At 44.3% G+C, this 16,050-nt stretch carries 21 protein-coding genes; 5 read left to right on the top strand and 16 right to left on the bottom strand.

Annotation, left to right across the window (positions count from 1 at the left end; genetic code table 11):
- The first annotated feature begins 4 nt into the window (after nt 1-4).
- The 4 genes from M1F14_RS03955 to M1F14_RS03940 are packed head-to-tail and all read left to right on the top strand — an operon-like array spanning nt 5 to nt 3,709.
- Nucleotides 5-304 (top strand): phage tail assembly protein, encoded by a 300-nt coding sequence (locus M1F14_RS03955; protein ID WP_181468847.1) that lies wholly within the window; start codon nt 5-7, stop codon nt 302-304.
- Nucleotides 305-354: 50 nt separating this feature from the next.
- Nucleotides 355-456, top strand: coding sequence for a GpE family phage tail protein (locus tag M1F14_RS03950; RefSeq protein ID WP_154633621.1), 102 nt, complete (start codon nt 355-357; stop codon nt 454-456).
- The gene (locus M1F14_RS03945; RefSeq protein ID WP_181468848.1) at nt 453-3,275 is read left to right on the top strand and encodes a phage tail tape measure protein; all 2,823 of its coding nucleotides are present in this window, start codon (nt 453-455) and stop codon (nt 3,273-3,275) included. The genes M1F14_RS03950 and M1F14_RS03945 overlap by 4 nt, the downstream gene beginning before the upstream one ends.
- 23 nt (nt 3,276-3,298) lie before the next feature.
- Nucleotides 3,299-3,709 carry a phage tail protein gene (locus M1F14_RS03940; protein WP_322957851.1) on the top strand — a complete coding sequence of 137 codons (411 nt, stop codon included), beginning with the start codon at nt 3,299-3,301 and terminating at the stop codon, nt 3,707-3,709.
- Nucleotides 3,710-3,736: 27 nt separating this feature from the next.
- Here the strand turns inward: M1F14_RS03940 and M1F14_RS03935 are convergent, their stop codons facing one another.
- The 16 genes from M1F14_RS03935 to M1F14_RS03860 form a co-directional block, all read right to left on the bottom strand.
- Nucleotides 3,737-4,054, bottom strand: a complete 318-nt coding sequence (locus tag M1F14_RS03935; RefSeq protein WP_232370543.1) for a tail fiber assembly protein — start codon at nt 4,052-4,054, stop codon at nt 3,737-3,739.
- A gap of 99 nt (nt 4,055-4,153) precedes the next feature.
- Entirely contained in the window at nt 4,154-5,602 is a 1,449-nt protein-coding gene (locus M1F14_RS03930) for a phage tail protein (protein WP_232370500.1), read from the bottom strand.
- A complete protein-coding gene (locus tag M1F14_RS03925; RefSeq protein ID WP_181468851.1) occupies nt 5,599-6,210 on the bottom strand; it encodes a phage tail protein I in 612 nt (203 codons plus the stop codon). The genes M1F14_RS03930 and M1F14_RS03925 overlap by 4 nt, the downstream gene beginning before the upstream one ends.
- Nucleotides 6,203-7,111 carry a baseplate J/gp47 family protein gene (locus M1F14_RS03920; protein WP_181468852.1) on the bottom strand — a complete coding sequence of 303 codons (909 nt, stop codon included), beginning with the start codon at nt 7,109-7,111 and terminating at the stop codon, nt 6,203-6,205. The genes M1F14_RS03925 and M1F14_RS03920 overlap by 8 nt, the downstream gene beginning before the upstream one ends.
- Nucleotides 7,112-7,114: 3 nt before the next feature.
- Nucleotides 7,115-7,453, bottom strand: a complete 339-nt coding sequence (locus M1F14_RS03915; protein ID WP_181468853.1) for a GPW/gp25 family protein — start codon at nt 7,451-7,453, stop codon at nt 7,115-7,117.
- The gene (locus M1F14_RS03910) at nt 7,450-8,079 is read right to left on the bottom strand and encodes a phage baseplate assembly protein V (RefSeq protein ID WP_181468854.1); all 630 of its coding nucleotides are present in this window, start codon (nt 8,077-8,079) and stop codon (nt 7,450-7,452) included. The genes M1F14_RS03915 and M1F14_RS03910 overlap by 4 nt, the downstream gene beginning before the upstream one ends.
- Entirely contained in the window at nt 8,076-8,717 is a 642-nt protein-coding gene (locus M1F14_RS03905; RefSeq protein WP_181468855.1) for a phage virion morphogenesis protein, read from the bottom strand. The genes M1F14_RS03910 and M1F14_RS03905 overlap by 4 nt, the downstream gene beginning before the upstream one ends.
- A 13-nt stretch (nt 8,718-8,730) precedes the next feature.
- On the bottom strand, nt 8,731-9,297 hold the full coding sequence (locus M1F14_RS03900; protein ID WP_232370501.1) for a phage tail protein: 567 nt from the start codon (nt 9,295-9,297) through the stop codon (nt 8,731-8,733).
- Nucleotides 9,294-9,803, bottom strand: a complete 510-nt coding sequence (locus tag M1F14_RS03895) for a lysis system i-spanin subunit Rz (RefSeq protein WP_181468856.1) — start codon at nt 9,801-9,803, stop codon at nt 9,294-9,296. Before M1F14_RS03895 ends, M1F14_RS03900 begins: the two co-directional genes overlap by 4 nt.
- On the bottom strand, nt 9,793-10,338 hold the full coding sequence (locus M1F14_RS03890) for a lysozyme (RefSeq protein WP_154632854.1): 546 nt from the start codon (nt 10,336-10,338) through the stop codon (nt 9,793-9,795). Before M1F14_RS03890 ends, M1F14_RS03895 begins: the two co-directional genes overlap by 11 nt.
- Nucleotides 10,338-10,619 (bottom strand): hypothetical protein, encoded by a 282-nt coding sequence (locus M1F14_RS03885; RefSeq protein WP_154632855.1) that lies wholly within the window; start codon nt 10,617-10,619, stop codon nt 10,338-10,340. Before M1F14_RS03885 ends, M1F14_RS03890 begins: the two co-directional genes overlap by 1 nt.
- Nucleotides 10,620-10,621: 2 nt before the next feature.
- Nucleotides 10,622-10,822: a tail protein X gene (locus M1F14_RS03880; RefSeq protein WP_112860284.1), complete on the bottom strand. Its 201-nt coding sequence runs from the start codon at nt 10,820-10,822 to the stop codon at nt 10,622-10,624.
- On the bottom strand, nt 10,822-11,307 hold the full coding sequence (locus tag M1F14_RS03875; RefSeq protein ID WP_154632856.1) for a head completion/stabilization protein: 486 nt from the start codon (nt 11,305-11,307) through the stop codon (nt 10,822-10,824). The genes M1F14_RS03880 and M1F14_RS03875 overlap by 1 nt, the downstream gene beginning before the upstream one ends.
- A 93-nt stretch (nt 11,308-11,400) precedes the next feature.
- Entirely contained in the window at nt 11,401-12,198 is a 798-nt protein-coding gene (gene gpM, locus M1F14_RS03870; protein WP_181468857.1) for a phage terminase small subunit, read from the bottom strand.
- Between the two features lie 53 nt (nt 12,199-12,251).
- Entirely contained in the window at nt 12,252-13,304 is a 1,053-nt protein-coding gene (locus M1F14_RS03865) for a phage major capsid protein, P2 family (RefSeq protein WP_181468858.1), read from the bottom strand.
- Between the two features lie 29 nt (nt 13,305-13,333).
- On the bottom strand, nt 13,334-14,182 hold the full coding sequence (locus tag M1F14_RS03860) for a GPO family capsid scaffolding protein (protein WP_181468859.1): 849 nt from the start codon (nt 14,180-14,182) through the stop codon (nt 13,334-13,336).
- 150 nt (nt 14,183-14,332) lie between these two features.
- Here M1F14_RS03860 and M1F14_RS03855 point away from each other — a divergent pair, with 150 nt between their 5' ends.
- The gene (locus M1F14_RS03855; RefSeq protein WP_405127782.1) at nt 14,333-16,048 is read left to right on the top strand and encodes a terminase large subunit domain-containing protein; all 1,716 of its coding nucleotides are present in this window, start codon (nt 14,333-14,335) and stop codon (nt 16,046-16,048) included.
- The last annotated feature ends 2 nt before the right edge of the window (nt 16,049-16,050 follow it).

The following is a 16,050-nucleotide window of genomic DNA, read 5'->3' as shown; positions in this document are numbered from 1 at the left end:
AATAATGTCTATTGTTAAATTTAATACCCCTGTAAAAATCCAAGGTGGTCGTGAAATTACAGAAGTCACAATCACAGATACGATGCGACAAGCTGGCGCATTACGCGGTTTAAAATTGTGGGAAGTGGCAACCGGTGATGTGAACTCGCTGATCACATTATTACCACGCGTTACGCAACCACGACTCACCGAACAAGATATTGCCTCAATGCCGATTGATTGTTTTGCTCAACTCGCTAATGAGGTCGCGACTTTTTTAGCGCCGAGTGCCCCACTCGAAGAGATGGACGCACAGGAAAACTAATCCCCGAAATACCCGCAATCGATATTGATGACATCATCGCAGATATTGCGATGGTGTTTCACTGGTCACCGGCTTCTTTTTCCGAAATGACAATTTCAGAATTGATAAAGTGGCATAGGCTCGCGGCGGCTCGCATAGGACAAAACGAATGACAGATCGTAATCTTAACATTCGGGTATCTCTCAGCGCCGTAAACCGCCTAACATCACCGGTTAGTGCTGCACAACGCAGCGCTGCCGGTTTTGCTTCTCAAATCAGGGCAACTCAAAACAGTATTCGAAACCTGGCAAGCCAAGCCGGCACATTTGACAGACTCTCACAGTCCGTCAAACGCAATAATACGGCTTATGAAGAAGCGAAAACGAAAGTTAAGGCACTACGTGATAGTTACCCCGCATTAAATCAACGTACTGAAGAACAAAAGCGCGCACTTGAACAAGCGAGGCTTGCCCGTGACCATCTTGGTCGTTCACTGGATAGTGAAAAACGAAAATTACAAGCGTCTGCAGCACAGCTATATCGACACGGTGTTTCTGTTCGCAACAGTGATAATGCTACCGCTCAAATTACCAGGCGCACCGAAGCATATAATCGGCAACTTGACATGCAGCGGCAGCGACTCGCCGCAGTGACCCGCGCACAAACTCAATACGAAAAAGCAAAAGAAACCCGTAATAAATTAGCAATGGGTGGTGCTGCCGCAGCTGCAGCCGGGGGGGGTGCTCTTTATGCTGCCTCTCGCATTATGACGCCTGGACTGGATTTTGATGAGGGCATGTCTGGCGTACAGGCATTAACTCGGCTAGATAAAAATGACCCACGTTTAAAAATTCTACGGGATCAAGCTCGCGAACTTGGCGCAAGTACCGCTTACACCGCCACGGATGCAGCATCCGGTCAAAAATTCTTAGCAATGGCAGGCTTTACCCCCGAAGCCATTAAAGCCGCGTTACCTGGCGTCTTAAACATGGGCTTAGCCGGTGATATGGATCTCGGCGAAGCCTCTGATATCGGCTCTAACGTCTTAACTCAATTTAAACTTGATGCAGACCAGATGAACCGTGTTTCAGACGTACTCACTGCAACATTCACACGAAGCAACACAGATTTACGTATGCTTGGTGAAACAATGACGTATGCAGGACCCGTAGCCGCACAACTTGGCATTAGCCTCGAAAGTATGGCAGCTATGGCGGGTACAATGGCAGATAACGGTATTCGTGGCTCTATGGCGGGTACATCGTTACGAGCGGGTTTATCTCGACTGGTTGCGCCAGTTGGCAAAGGTCAAGCCGCTATGAGCGCCCTAGGCGTTTCTATCAAAGATGCCAACGGGCAACTGCGCGATAGTGGCGAGATTTTAAAGGACGTTGGTAAGGCATTACGGAAATATGACCAGGCTAGTCAAATCCGCATCAAAAAAGATATTTTTGGTGAAGAGGCGATGGTCGGGATGGGTGCAGTTATCGATGCAAGCCTGAACGGTCGATACGATGAACTTCTAAAATCAAACCAAGGCGCCGAAGGCGAAGCGGACAAAAACGCCAAAGTCAAAATTGATAACTTAAAAGGGGATTTCAAACAACTGCAGTCTGCCTGGGAAGATCTCGGCATTCAGATGCAAGAAAGCGTTGATTCCCCATTGCGTAATTTAACGCAAGGCTTGACCGGTGTTGTCACGAGCATTGGCAAATGGATGCAGGCTCACCCGCAGTTAGCCTCCATGTTAATTAAAACAGGGTTAATTGTTGCTAGCCTTACTGCAGTTCTAGGCATACTAGCTGTCAGTGCTGCCGCTGTTATGATCCCTTTTGCGGCTATGCGTCTTAGTCTAAATTTACTCACTGGTGGTCAAGGCTTACTTGGCGCCCAAGGCGCATTTTCGAATTTCTTCAATGTAATAAAAGTCGGTAGTGGCGTGGCGCGATTTGCTTTATCAACCATGTTTGGACCTATTGGCTTGGTTGTTACTGCCCTGGTGATTGCAGCATTAACCATTTACAAATATTGGGATTATATCAGCGCATTCTTTAGTGGTTTCTTTGAAGGTCTAATGATAGGTCTTGCACCTATTCGAGAAGCCTTTAGCGGGGCATTTTCTGTTGTTGCTCCTATTTTTGATGCGATATGGACCGCTGTTAAAAAAGTGTGGGAATGGTTATCTGAACTATTTGCCCCTATTAAAGCCTCCGACGAAGCATTAAAAGATTGTACCGATGCAGGGAAAACATTTGGTGAAGTGGTTGGCTTTGCCATTTCCGCATTAATGACACCGATCACAATGGTTGCCAAAGGGATTAACTGGATACTTGAAGCGCTAGGTATGGCGCCACAAGTTGCGAGTGATACGGTAAACCAGATTAATAAAATGAAACCTGTTGAACTAACAGCAGAAACCAAAGCTGTTATGGATTCATTTAATTCACCGTTACAAAGTATTGCTGCAGTTATTCAAGCCGGAAACCAAGAACAAGCTAAAACCAACAAGGAGACAGAGAAACATAATGATGATGTAGCCAAGGGCAACATTACCCCGCCAAAAGTCAAAACGCCTGATTTTGGTACGGCGGTTTATGATCCTGGTGAAGCGAAATCAAAATCTAAAAGTTCTAGTGGCGGCGGTTTATCGACACCGGAAAAAGAAACACGCGACCCGAATAAACTCGGTGAAATTGTGTTTAAAAACTTCCCTGCCATTAAAGCCGTTGATGGACTTTACCAAGACCCAACCCTGCGAGGTGTCTCTGTTCCTAACGTGGTTGCCACTTCCGATATCACGCCAGCAAAAATGGAAATGCAACGTCCAGTTAAACAAGATATCAAACAAGAGGGAGATAAATACGAATTGCATTTTCACGGTGTCGATATGCGTGATGCAAAAAATATCGCGTCCATTGTTCGCCAAGAACTGGAAAAGATTAAACGTGAAACAGACACACGCCGGCGTTCTCTGTTAACCGATATAGGATAATCACTATGATGATGATTTTTGGTATGTTTGTTTTCATGCTGGAAACCATACCGTATCAAAACTTACAACGCTCAATGAGTTGGCGTTATGCTAAAAATGACCTTATCGGTCGTTCCGCATCTTACCAATACATTGGTGCCGGTGAAGATAAGATCACATTAACCGGAGTGTTGGTTCCCGAAGTAACTGGCGGCGATCTCTCCTTGGAATTATTACGTACATCGGCTTATCGTGGGCGTCCTTATCCACTGATAGAAGGCACTGGCTTAATTTATGGTATGTATGTCATGGATAGCATGAGCGAAGGCAGAACGTTATTTTTTGGGGATGGTAAAGCTAAACGAATCGAATTTACGATTACATTGACCAGGGTAAATGAAGATTTGCGCGAGCGGCTAGCCGGTATGGAATTCAACGATTTAATTTCTTTTTAAAATTCAAGGGGCTTAACGCCCCTTTTCTTATTCTGGTTTTGCTGGAAAATTAATATCAGGCGCTAGTGATGTATCAACACGGTTTAGCAAAACACGATATTCTTTCCATACTTGCAGTGATACTTTTTCTTTATCAGTAGCCATACCTAAATCTACTGCATCTTGCAACGGTGCAATAGCTTCACTGGCTTCAAATAACAGATGAGATCTCTTCTCAATTGCTTCTTCAATTTCTTGCTCTTTAGTTTTAGGTTTGTCTCTAATCGTGAATAGCTTAGAACTTTTATCAAAAAAATTTGCATTGAGTGAAACGGCATCTAACCAAATATCATCAGATACTTGCATTGCAGATGCTGGAATATCTTCAATCAAATGAACTTCGTCACTATACCATCCAAGCAAAAAACCTTCTTTATCTATATCTGCATAATACATACTGTCACCTTAGTACCCCGTAGCGAACCACATCATATCGTTATTAGAACCCAATTTACCGATAAAGCTAGTGTTTGTTTTTTTAGTAATACTTATTGTGCGCGTATCAACTGCTCCGGGTCCGTATATCACTGTCACGTAAGTACAAGCGTTAGGGAATGCAACAGGAAAAGCTTTTTCAACACCATTTGATGCTGTCCCCCATTGAAAAATCACACCTGTAACACCACATTTCCACCATCCGTTGGCAGCTTTTAGTGCTGAATTATTTGCGCCTGCACCGACATCAGCGGCTGTCAATGTAATATCAGCAGTTAAAGGTTTTCCATTTACTTTCCTGCTGCTTGGGACTCGACCATTCGCATTATTATTGGCATTAGTTGCAGCGGTATTGGCAGCATTCGCTGTTGCTTGTGCGTCTGTTCCCGCTTTTTTAGCGTCTGCAACGCGAGTATCAGTTTCTGCTTTGGTGTATGCTCCTACATCGCCCGCACCCAAAGTAATATCGCCACTCAGTGGTTTACCGTTGACCTTACGAGTGCTAGGCACCCGACCATTCGCATTATTATTTGCGTTGCTTGCCGCTGTATTTGCATTAGCCGCAGCTGTATTAGCGGCGTTTGCTGTTGCTTGCGCATCTGTTCCCGCTTTCTTGGCATCAGCAACACGAGTATCGGTTTCTGCCTTGGTGTATGACCCAACATCACCCGCACCCAATGAGATATCTTCACTCAGCGGCTTGCCATTGACTTTCCGTGTACTTGGTACTCGGCTATTTGCATTGGTATTTGCTGCATTCGCTGTCGATTGCGCATCCGTTCCCGCTTTTTTAGCATCAGCAACGCGAGTATCAGTTTCTGCTTTGGAATACGAACCCACATCACTTGAATTTAACGTGATATCTGTGCTTAATGGCTTACCATTCACTTTACGGGTGACTGGCACCGCTCCAACGTCACTAGCTGTCAAATCAGAAATTCGCTTATCTAATACTTGAATAGCATCATCAACATATTTTCTTGTTGCTAATACGACTGTTGGATCAATTTTAAGCGTGACCGTTTCAGTATGACTCACAATTAAAATCATGCGGATAGTCTGAGTTCTCCCAGAACCTTCTGCCATAGTTGGTTTATAAGTCTCAGGCGCGTTCGCTACAGCAACCAGCATCCCCGATTTATCAAACAACCCAATTTCACGAATCCACCAACCACCCTCATTTTCAGGAATAACCTGTTCCGCAATGATTTGATTCGGATTTAATGGATCAATGAACAAGGTATTAATCGCAGCTTTTCGGCGCTCATTGATTAGCTTCGTTTGTTTAGTGTCTGGTGCAGGCAATGAACCGCCTCCATCGCCAACTGACATATGTGTTAATTCAATTTTTGTGCCGAGAGCTGTCGCCTCTGCGAGCACCTTTTCACCATAGGTGGTGAGCAATGCAAAATATTTCATTGGAGAGTAACCCTCATTTCATCAATAACATGAACTGCAGCACCAGAGGAAACACCACCACCGATACTGATCACATCTGGTGAGTATGGATAAACTGTAAGTTCATCCCCGCCATAGCTCGCAGCAGCACAAAAAATATTGCCTTTAGTTTCCAGTTGAATAGTTAGCCCGACGAGATGCCGACTGGCTGGCTTCGCATCAAAAATAAGCGCCTCCAACTCACGGTACATTTCTTCTGTAATACCCGTTTCTAGCACGCCAATATCAAGCCTAAACGTTCCTGGTGTTTCGTTAGTTTTCCACCACTCAATAACTCGAATTAAATAGCCCAATGGCTCAACAACACGACGCAATGCGCCTATTGTTCCTTTATGCTTATGAATAAACATCGCGGACTTAATCGCGTCACGTTTTGCTTTTTCTGTCCAGTTTTTATCCCAACGGTCAACACTGAACGCCCAGGCTAAATAAGGTAATAAATGCACAGGGCATAAATCAGGGTTCCATAGCTCGCGAATAGGTACGGGGACTTTTTCAATTTGAGCGCAAGCCTCTGCCGCTGCAATCTCCAACTTTGAAGATCCAACGGGTAATAATCGGCTACTCATCGGAACCACCTAGCGTCACGTTAATATTGGTACAGTAGCTGGCTTGTGTTTTATCCAATTTAATATCGGCGGTAGGTTTCTTGATTTCGACCCGCTGAACCCCCTGCACATGCAAAGCGGCATAAATAGCGCTTAACACAATGTCACGCCCTAACCGGTGTTGTTGTGTTGTATATCGTTTTAGCTGCGCCTCTGCAGCTTCGGTGATTGGCTCGTACTCGGGTGCTGGGTAGCAATAAATCACGGCTTCAATTTCGTAATTCACTATTTTTGCTGATTGCACCGTGACGCGGTCTGCCACTGGTCGCACATCCTCATCGTTTAAAGCAATATTCACTTTTTCAATCAAATCAACCGGCGCAGTGCCATTTCCCTCACGGGATAACACCGTAACCGTGACATACGCCGGTTTTGGACTAATTACGGATGCATCAGCAACGCGACCATCTGCAGAACGCGCATGATATTCATAGCTACCAATAGGACCCGCCACGCTCAATGCTTCAAATGCGCCAGGTATGCGAACCCGTAGATCAGAATCGGATTCATACTCTGGAGGTATAGGCGGGATCGCGTTTTCATCACCGGCAAACAGTACCAGGCGCTTAACACCATTATTTGCAGCCAATTGGTCAAGGTCTGAGCCTGTAGCAAATGCAACCATTGAGGCTCTTGCCGCCTCATTCACACGTTGTCGTAAAAGTAACTCACGATAGCAGTTAACTTGTAATAGCTTAGTTAGCGGCTCAGACTCTAACTCTAACGTTCGCGCAATTGCTGCCCGCTGTTCTTTTGGCGTGGCTTCAATTAATGCGGCTTTGTATTCTGCAAATAAAACTTCAAAATCAAGCGACTCAACAACATCCGGCGGTGGTAATAAACTTAAATCAATCGTTGGCATGATTTACCTCACAGGGATCATTGTTGTTAAAGGTTGACCGTCATTTTTCATACACTGCAGGTAAAGCGTTGTAATCCCCTCATCATTTTGTTTCACTTCAATTTTTTGCAAACTGATACGAGGCTCCCAACGTAATAACGCCATATAACAGGCACTCATTATTTTTAAACGCAGTGGCTTGTTATCCGCTTGGTCAATCAATTCCATCAATAGTGAACCATATTCACGGCGCATCACTCGCGAACCAATCGGCGTGATGAGAATGTCATTAATGCTCTGGCAAATGTGCGCATCATCATTAATTTGTCGCCCTGTATTTCTGTCAAATCCGCTATACATCATTGAGGACCATCCGTTTGACTACCACCTCGCTCGACACCACCATGTTTATGAGTATGCAAAGTGATGCCATTCGATTTAATGCTGCCGTTTTTATGATTAAAGTTACCGGTCATTTCACCGCCTTTTTCAACATTCAACGTGGCACACGTCAGATTGTCTGAGCACACAACTTTTGGCGTATTGAAATTAATTTGACTACTAGCATTAACCGTGACTGTTGGCGCCGTTGCATCGATTTCAGCACTGGCATTAATCACGGCTTTTTTAATACCGGTCACAGATAATTGCCCCGTTTTTGGTTCGTACTCAATCACAGCACCATCACTAAACGTCTTATGCATCGCCTCTGCTGAATGACTTGGTGCATCATGATCAAAGCTATACAACGAGCACAAAATAAACGCGGTAGTCAATTCGCCACCAATAGCGCCGATTAATACTTGCTCACCCACACTTGGCGCCCACCAAGAGCGACCCGCGCCCGCGCGGTCAACCCCCCACGTAATCCAGTCAGTGAGGTTTTCGCCCGTTTTTACACGACAAACTTTTCCCTCTAAGTCGATTTCGGTAACGATACCAACTCGCAAAATATTAGAAATTAGGCGCTCAATCTCAGTAATACTCATTTTGCACTCATTAAATCCTGGTAAATAATTTCCAATAATCTGATTCGCTCATTAGGCGATAAACCTAATAACTCACGTTGTGGGTACTGCGTTTTTGCCAGTTCGTTAATCGTTCCGTTAAGTCCATATTGGTGCTGTCTTGCAATCGCTGCAGCCCGCCCTTGAAAGCCTACAACGGCAGCATCTGATGTTGATTGCATCCGTAAAAATTTAGCGGTTCTAAGTCGCTGAAACATAGGATCGGGGCGCTTAGTGCTTCGACGGGTTTCCGATAAATTGATGGCTAAAAATTTATCAATATCACTACGGTAAAATGACCTTAACGCACCGCGTTCCTCATCAAATCCTGTGATCATTCGACCATTGCGCCCTTTCGTACTTCGCCAACTCCGTAACCGGCGAACCTCACCTTTATAAAGAAATTCAACGCTTTGTTTTGAGCGAAGCACTTTTGTTTTTCGTGCCTGGTAGGCTGACCCATCCGAGTTTTTCTGGCTGCGAATACGTTTTTGTTGGTCTGTTCTAATCGCTTTTGCCAATCTGGCAGATAACCGGCGCCGATAAGCGGGGCTTGTTGTTGAAAGCAACCGTGATAATTCATCATCTAACTGTGTAAACAGTGAATTTTCATTACTCACGATTTACCCCACTTTATTTAGGCTGAAATTTAGGCTCAGGTAGATGTGTGATCACATCTTTACCACTAGAGCTATCAACAATGACCCGCTCAGTCACTTGTAAAACAATCAAAATATCGGCGGTGTCGTTATCTAAAATATCCGCATCAAAACGAATACCCGCTTCGCGTTTATCAGGGTTGAATATCAAATCTGGTTGCTGGTCACGCACCCAATTCATTACTGGTAGCGTTAAATTATCGAGCGGATTGGGGTAATCCATTGCTAGTACATTCAGTTTGTAGCGATATAAAAATGAATTACTCACCGTTCCAGTTGCAATGACTTGCCCCTCAGTCACATAGACTTCAAGTGCCTCCGCGCTTTGCTGAAAAAACGGATCACTATCCGCAATAAACTCTCTTAATAATTTCGGCTTTAACATCATTGCCCCCCGGTAATACTCAATTGCACGAACACAGCGTTTTTCAAGACTGGTTTTATCCACTTTGCAACTGTTATCTATTGAGATATAAAAACTAAAACCCCAAAAAACAAACAGATAAAAAACAATTGCGATTAAACAAAATGCCTTTTTCATGGCGCTAACCTGCATTGTTTTTCAAGCTTTACCGCTCTATCTTGCCAATAATCCAATTTTATTTGGTCACTGATAATTCCGGCTCGGATATCGTGAATAAGCTGTCCAGCTTCTGCAGAGAATCGGATTTCGGTTCCATTGCCCACGCTGGCGCTGCTGGTATTTCGACTTGCTGACAACTCACAGGTAGCAAGGTCGGCTTTGGCGAACTGCAACCGCTTATCACCATTAGCCAGGGAGTGACGAAGGCGATCATTTTCATCAAGTGCATTTTTAAGTTTTCCTGAATGTTCAGCATCTAATTCAGCCGCAGTACGTTGCGCTGATTTCATACGATCAATCACTGCGTCACTGTGCAATTTCGCTTCAAGTGCTATCGCGGAAATGGTCGTTTCATGCATCACCGTTTGCAGCGCTATTTTTTTGTCGTAATGCCACTTACCCATAACGACCAATAACGACAACCCGATAATGAGATAAACGGAAACAGCACTTTTATTCATCATCAAGCCCCCAACACGCTAGCGCTGACTCTTGATCTCGCCGTTGCACTTGCCCATAACAGCCGTCTTTCTTACCTTTTGTTTGACGGCAATCTTTGCCACCATCAAAAATCCAACGCTTAATTTCTTGGCAGGCACCTTTTTTATCGCCACTATTCAGCTTTTTATAAAATGTTGATGTGAAACATTTATTAGGACCAATATTGTAGGGGCAGAAGCTGGCAATACCGGCGACTTGGGCATCGGTTAACGGTACTTTGACATTACGCAGTACCCAGTTGACGGCTTTTTCCGCTTCAATACGATTCACCTTAGCGCACTGCTCATCAGTCAGTGTCATACCTTTTTTTACTGGCTTGCCGTCAATCTGTGTCACACCTCTGCAGATTGTCCAAACACCGCCGGCATCTTGATAAGAAGTCAGTAAATTCCCTTCTTTTTCATCAAGAAATTGGTCAAGGATAGCGGTTGCACCGGCGCCACCTAATAACAAACCTATCATTGCTTTGCTGAATAAATTCAATTGATTCTGTTGCATCACAAGTCCTGTTTAGGTGCGGTGATAAAGTCTTTAACCGATTCTGTCGAATCACCTGATTCACTCTGTTTTTTTAAGGTGTTCACATAATCAGCCCATATTTCCGTCCGTTTTTGCTGCGAACGGCGATTAAGCAAGTAGTTCAAAATCCCCAATACAACACTGACAATAAGCCCAAATAGAAAGCCAACTTCATAAAGTGTGAAACCAGAAAAGAACGCGCCAACGGTGGCAAAAAAGTAAGTCAGTTTGCTGTGAAGTTCGCTGTAAAATTCGTCCATCCCTAATCCCACAATTGAATAATGTCTTTCTGTTTAGGCTCGGTAATATCCGGCATATCAACCCATTGACCGGCGTTTAATTCGGTTGTCAGGCACAAGTTGGGATTAGTTTCTAAAACCTGTTCAACAACACCTTGTGTTCTCCCGTAATAACGAAAACACAATAAATCAACGGTATCGCCTTGATGTGCCTGAACTTTCATTACGCTAACTCCGCAATCATTCGCTTCTCGCCGGTCAAGTCGCGGATAGCATTTTGTACATCTCGCTTTAAATCATCGATTTGAGTGCTCAATGCCTCAGCGTGTTTTTCTCCATCGCGAGTCGTGTCGATATCACGATAGTTTTCAATCAAATACGCTTTGGTATAGCTATACACCGCATGACGGTATAAAAATGTATGCTTGGTTTCATTATTCACTGGCGGTGACGGTATTTTTTCTAATGCATCAACAACTTGCTTACTTTGCCACGAATGTAATAAGTCATTGACGTAGATAACCGAATTCGTGGTGGCATGTTTTAGCCTGGCTGTTGTTACGGTTCCATTAATGCGCATCGCCCACCGGAGATCCGAAAGCTTAATCTCAGGGTAAAAAGGGATGGTTTTTACAGTTTCGCCCTGGTCATTGATATCAATGGTTTCATCTGTTGGCGCAATGGTTTTCTTCGCAACTAGCCCGTTCATTTGGTCACCTCAATAAAAAACGGCGGTGGACGATGAAACAACGTTATTTACCCTGTTTCATCGTGCCGCCGTGGCACACGGGGGTGCATTCGGTTAAGACGCGGCTTTTTTCCGTGTCGTTGTTGTCTTTTTCGTGGTGGTTTTCTTCGCCGCCGCCTTTTTAGGCTCTGGTTTTTCTGAACTTGTAGGCTCTAGCGGTGGTGTTTCGTCTTGTTTTCCTGCTGCTTTTTTAATTTCCCGCTGCAGTAGTTCAATATCACGCTTAACACCCACTTTTTCATGCAGTAACAATGCGCTTTGCATTAATTCAACGGCTCGCGCCTTGTCGTTTAAGTCATCATTTAAACGCAATGTATAAGCCAATGATTTATAGAGTTTTGCACGAACTTCATTAGGTACATCGTATGATTTAGTCAGGTCATTTAAACGCTCTAACACATTGATAGGAATTAATTTCTCCTTATCAACGCCGGCTGCAAATAATGTCAGTGCTTTATCACAGATTTCATCAATCACCATTATTGCCGGTGTGCGGTTATAACGTTCCGGTAATGGCAAGTTATAAGCGAGAACGTAATCAGCCATATCAAGCGCACGATCATAATTTTCACAATCAATTTGCCAGACCAAAATGGTTGTAAAGACTTCATCTGATTGACCGGTATTGGCAGATAACACACCGTCAATCCAAGGTTCATACTGTTCAAGTATTGTTTTTTTGTAATCAACCTTAAATTCCGTACCTTGAATATGGCTAAGTCGGGTTTGGTCATGCCGCAAACGGTGTAAAATTTGCTCGTATGCCGTCATATTTTCGGTTGTTTGTTCATCGCCTCGGCGTTCTGCCATAACTTGACGCCAATGTTTTTGCGCCGGTGTGAGTTGTTCCATTGCATGTTCCCCGTGAAAATACCGGTGCCACAATGACACCGGTGGTTTTACTGCTACTCGCCGCTCTCTGCACTAGCAAAGGTAATGCCTTCAATCAGGCAACCTAAACCGTAATCTTCCACGGCATAACCATCATTACTTTGTGCATAAGTCGCGATGCGGTTATATTCCGGTTCATTTTTGATAAAGCGGGTTAACTTGCCTTTTTGCCAGTACAGTGACAGGTTTTTCATGGTGGTAATAAACACGGCACCATCCGGCATATAAGGCACTTGAACCGTAGGAATGCCACCTAAAGCACTTAGTTTTAACAATTCATTACCGGCGAGCAGCTCCATGTTTGGATTTTGCTGGCTGTGCTGATTGATAACCTTGAAGTTTTTCTGTGTGACCAATTTGCGACCAACAATGGCAACTAGACCCGCAGCCTGTTGATGCCACGGATCAAGTAAGCTACCCACTGCATCCATCACTAGCGCGTCGATGTTGGCATACAATCCTTTTTTAATGATTTTCCCTTCTTCATCACGGGATGTTAGTGTGACTCCCTTCATCACGCGCTGCGGAGCACGTTCACGCATTAATTGCAGCCAACCGATATTGACATCTTGTAACAATGGGTAGGTGTCACGGTCAGATTTCAACGCGCATTTCTCACCGTTAAAACCAATCATCAAACGGTCTAAAGCTTCACGCTGTAAAATTTGCTGGTTAATCAAATTCTGAAACTCAGGATGACCCGCCCAGGCATCTAACTGCGTATAAGAAATCATGGTGTCAAAGTTGGTTTGCTCACATGAATATCGATTTGCAGCCAAGTCATGCACCGCTTGCGGCTCACGGCGTTCTGTCGTTGAGGTATTACGACCCGCAATAGGCTTGTTCACTGAGATTAAAATCGTTTCGCCTTTTTGCTCTGTAACACCAAACGAGTTAATTTCTTTTAGAAATGGGTGATTCTCCATCACTGCCTTTTCAATTTTTTGCTGCACTGACGGATCAACCGAAAACTGCAGACTGTCACCGGCACGGACGGTGTGATTTAAGCGCGCTTGATTATCTAAGTAAGATAAATACGCCTTTTGTACTTCTGGTGTGTATGACATGTTGGTCATTCCTTAATAGTCGGGTTTAATTAATACTCAGACTGAACAAACCCGCCGTTACCGGTGGAAAGTTGGCGTTGTTCACCGCCTGCATCCGAATTACTCAGTTGCGTTTTCAGCGCTTCAAGCTCTTGCGTAAGCTTGCTAATATCACCTGCTTGAGTTTCATTTTTCGCTTTGAGCGCCTCCACTTCTTTTAACGCGTTGGCACACGTTGTTGCCGTGAGGTTAATCCCCTCTCTTAGCGCGGAAATTTCTTGTGATGCCGTATCACGCTGCATGCCTAATACTTTCTTCAGTCCATCCAAGAATTGCTCTGATAATGATTGTTTATCATTCTTATCTTTCACCGCTGCAGCCGTCAGTTTCACAACAGTTTCCAGTGATGCCGTATAGGTGTTATTTGCATCATCTGGTAATCCACGTTCGCGGTTACTCAGTTTGATAACTTGCGTACCAAATGCCGCTGGCGTGTCTGTTAACGCAACACCGGTCAGATAAGCCCCTTTTGCAGCATCATTCGGGCAATCCGGTAAAAATTCGATACTGGAAAAGATTTTTTGACCGCTTTGATTAAGCGCTAATAACCCCGCATCTTTTACTGGATCAATGGTGGCGGTAATTTCTAAGGCTAATTTTCCCTTTAATGGACCATCTTCCAATTCAATCGCACGAACGGAATCCACCATTGAAAAGTGACGCCATTGGCTATCAGGAAAAATACTGGTGATGTGTTCAAGGTTTAAACGGGCTGCATACAGCTGCGGGCTGTAGTTGTCCGCCATCTGTTGGATTTGGTCACGCGTTACAGCAAAACCGTTCAGCGTTCCACCCTCGGTACAGACGATGGCTTGTAGTGTTTTATTGTCCTTTGACATTGGGTTTTCACTCCGAAGATAGCGACAATTCTGTGTGCTTATATCTTCGCAAGTGCTTGTTTCCGATTCAAAACCTTTGCCTTGTTATGTCGATGTGACAAGTTAAAACCGTGGAGGACTACGCGCGCGATGTGGGAAAGTTGACACATGATGACAGATTCTCAACGCGATCCGAGACAGGAAGCGAAAAGCCTCTATTGGCAGGCTTACAGCATTTCACAAATTGCCACTCACTTAAATGTGAGCGCTAACACTATTTATTCGTGGCGCCGGCGGGATAAATGGGATGAAACCGAGGTGATGCAACGCCTTAGTGGTGAAACCCATGTTCGTATATTGCGTTTAATGTCTAAAGAGAATTTGACCGCCCATGACTTTAAAGTCATTGATTTTTTAGGTCGTCAGCTCGAACGCTTTAACAAATCGAATGAGCACCACGAAAAAGAAAACAAACCCAAAACACCTAAAAATCATTTCACCGATGAGCAAATAGACCAACTGCGCGAACTCGTACTTGATTCGCTCTATGAGCATCAAAAGAAATGGTACAAGCAGAAACACCGCCGTAACCGGATGATTTTAAAATCACGGCAAATCGGGGCGACTTGGTATTTTGCCAGGGAAGCATTAATTCATGCGTTGGAAACTGGCAATAACCAAATATTCTTGTCAGCAAGTCGTGCCCAGGCATTGCAATTTAAAGTGTTTATCCAAGCACTTGCGAGGCTTGTCGGTGTTGAATTAAAAGGCGGCGACAAAATTATTTTAGCTAACGGTGCTACGCTGTTTTTCCTTGGCACATCCGCAGCGACCGCGCAGTCATATACCGGCGATCTTCATTTTGATGAATTCTTTTGGACGGCTAATTTTATGGAATTACGTAAAGTTGCCGCAGCAATGGCAACGCAAATTGGTTTGCGCCGCACTTACTTTTCGACGCCATCATCAGAAGAACATGAAGCCTATCCATTCTGGACGGGGGATTTTTTCAATAATGCACGAGCGGAAAGTAAAAAAATTCTCATTGATACCAGCCATAAGGCATTAAAAAATGGGCAATTAGGCGGTGATAACATCTGGCGGCAAATCGTCACTATTCATGATGCACTTAACTCTGGTTTTGACCTCGTTTCCCTGGAAGAAATTGAAAGTGAAAACACGCCGGATGATTTTGAAAACTTATACAACTGTCAGTTTGTTAAAGCCGGTGAACGCGCGTTTGATTACAACGCACTCATCGCTCGTGGTGTTGACGGCTATAACCGAGATGTTTGGTCGGATTGGAAACCTTATACCAACCGTCCGCTAGGTAATAAACCAGTGCATATCGGTGCTGACCCAACTGGCACCGGCGGTAATGGTGACGGCTTAGGTATTGCCGTTCTTTCCCCGCCTGCTGTTCCTGGCGGTAAATGGCGAGTCGTTGAAGCATTACGTTTTCGTGGTATGGCATTTGAAAAACAAGCCGAAGAAATCAAAAAATTAACTCTGCGTTATAACGTTATCGGGATCACGATTGACGGAACTGGCGGTACAGGTGAAGCCGTCTATGAATTGGTTAAAAAATTCTACCCTGCAGCAAACATGATTGGTTACTCCGCGCCGGTTAAACGTTTGATGGTACTTAAAACACAAATGTTAATTCGTAACGGTCGCCTTGAATATGATGCCGGCGCACAACACATACCATCATCATTTATGACAATCAAAAAAGTGATCACGCCTGGCGGTATTGTGACTTATGTGTCAGAGAGAACACGCGGTGTTGATCACGGTGATATTGCCTGGTCAATCATGAATGTTTTATATGGCGAGCCAATTGGCAGCGAAACAGTGAACGAAGGTTCCTGCATATCGGAGTTTTAATA

The sequence above is a fragment of the Providencia sp. PROV003 genome (assembly GCF_045040775.1).
Classification (GTDB): domain Bacteria; phylum Pseudomonadota; class Gammaproteobacteria; order Enterobacterales; family Enterobacteriaceae; genus Providencia; species Providencia huashanensis.
This window is presented reverse-complemented; position numbering and strand designations above follow the sequence as displayed.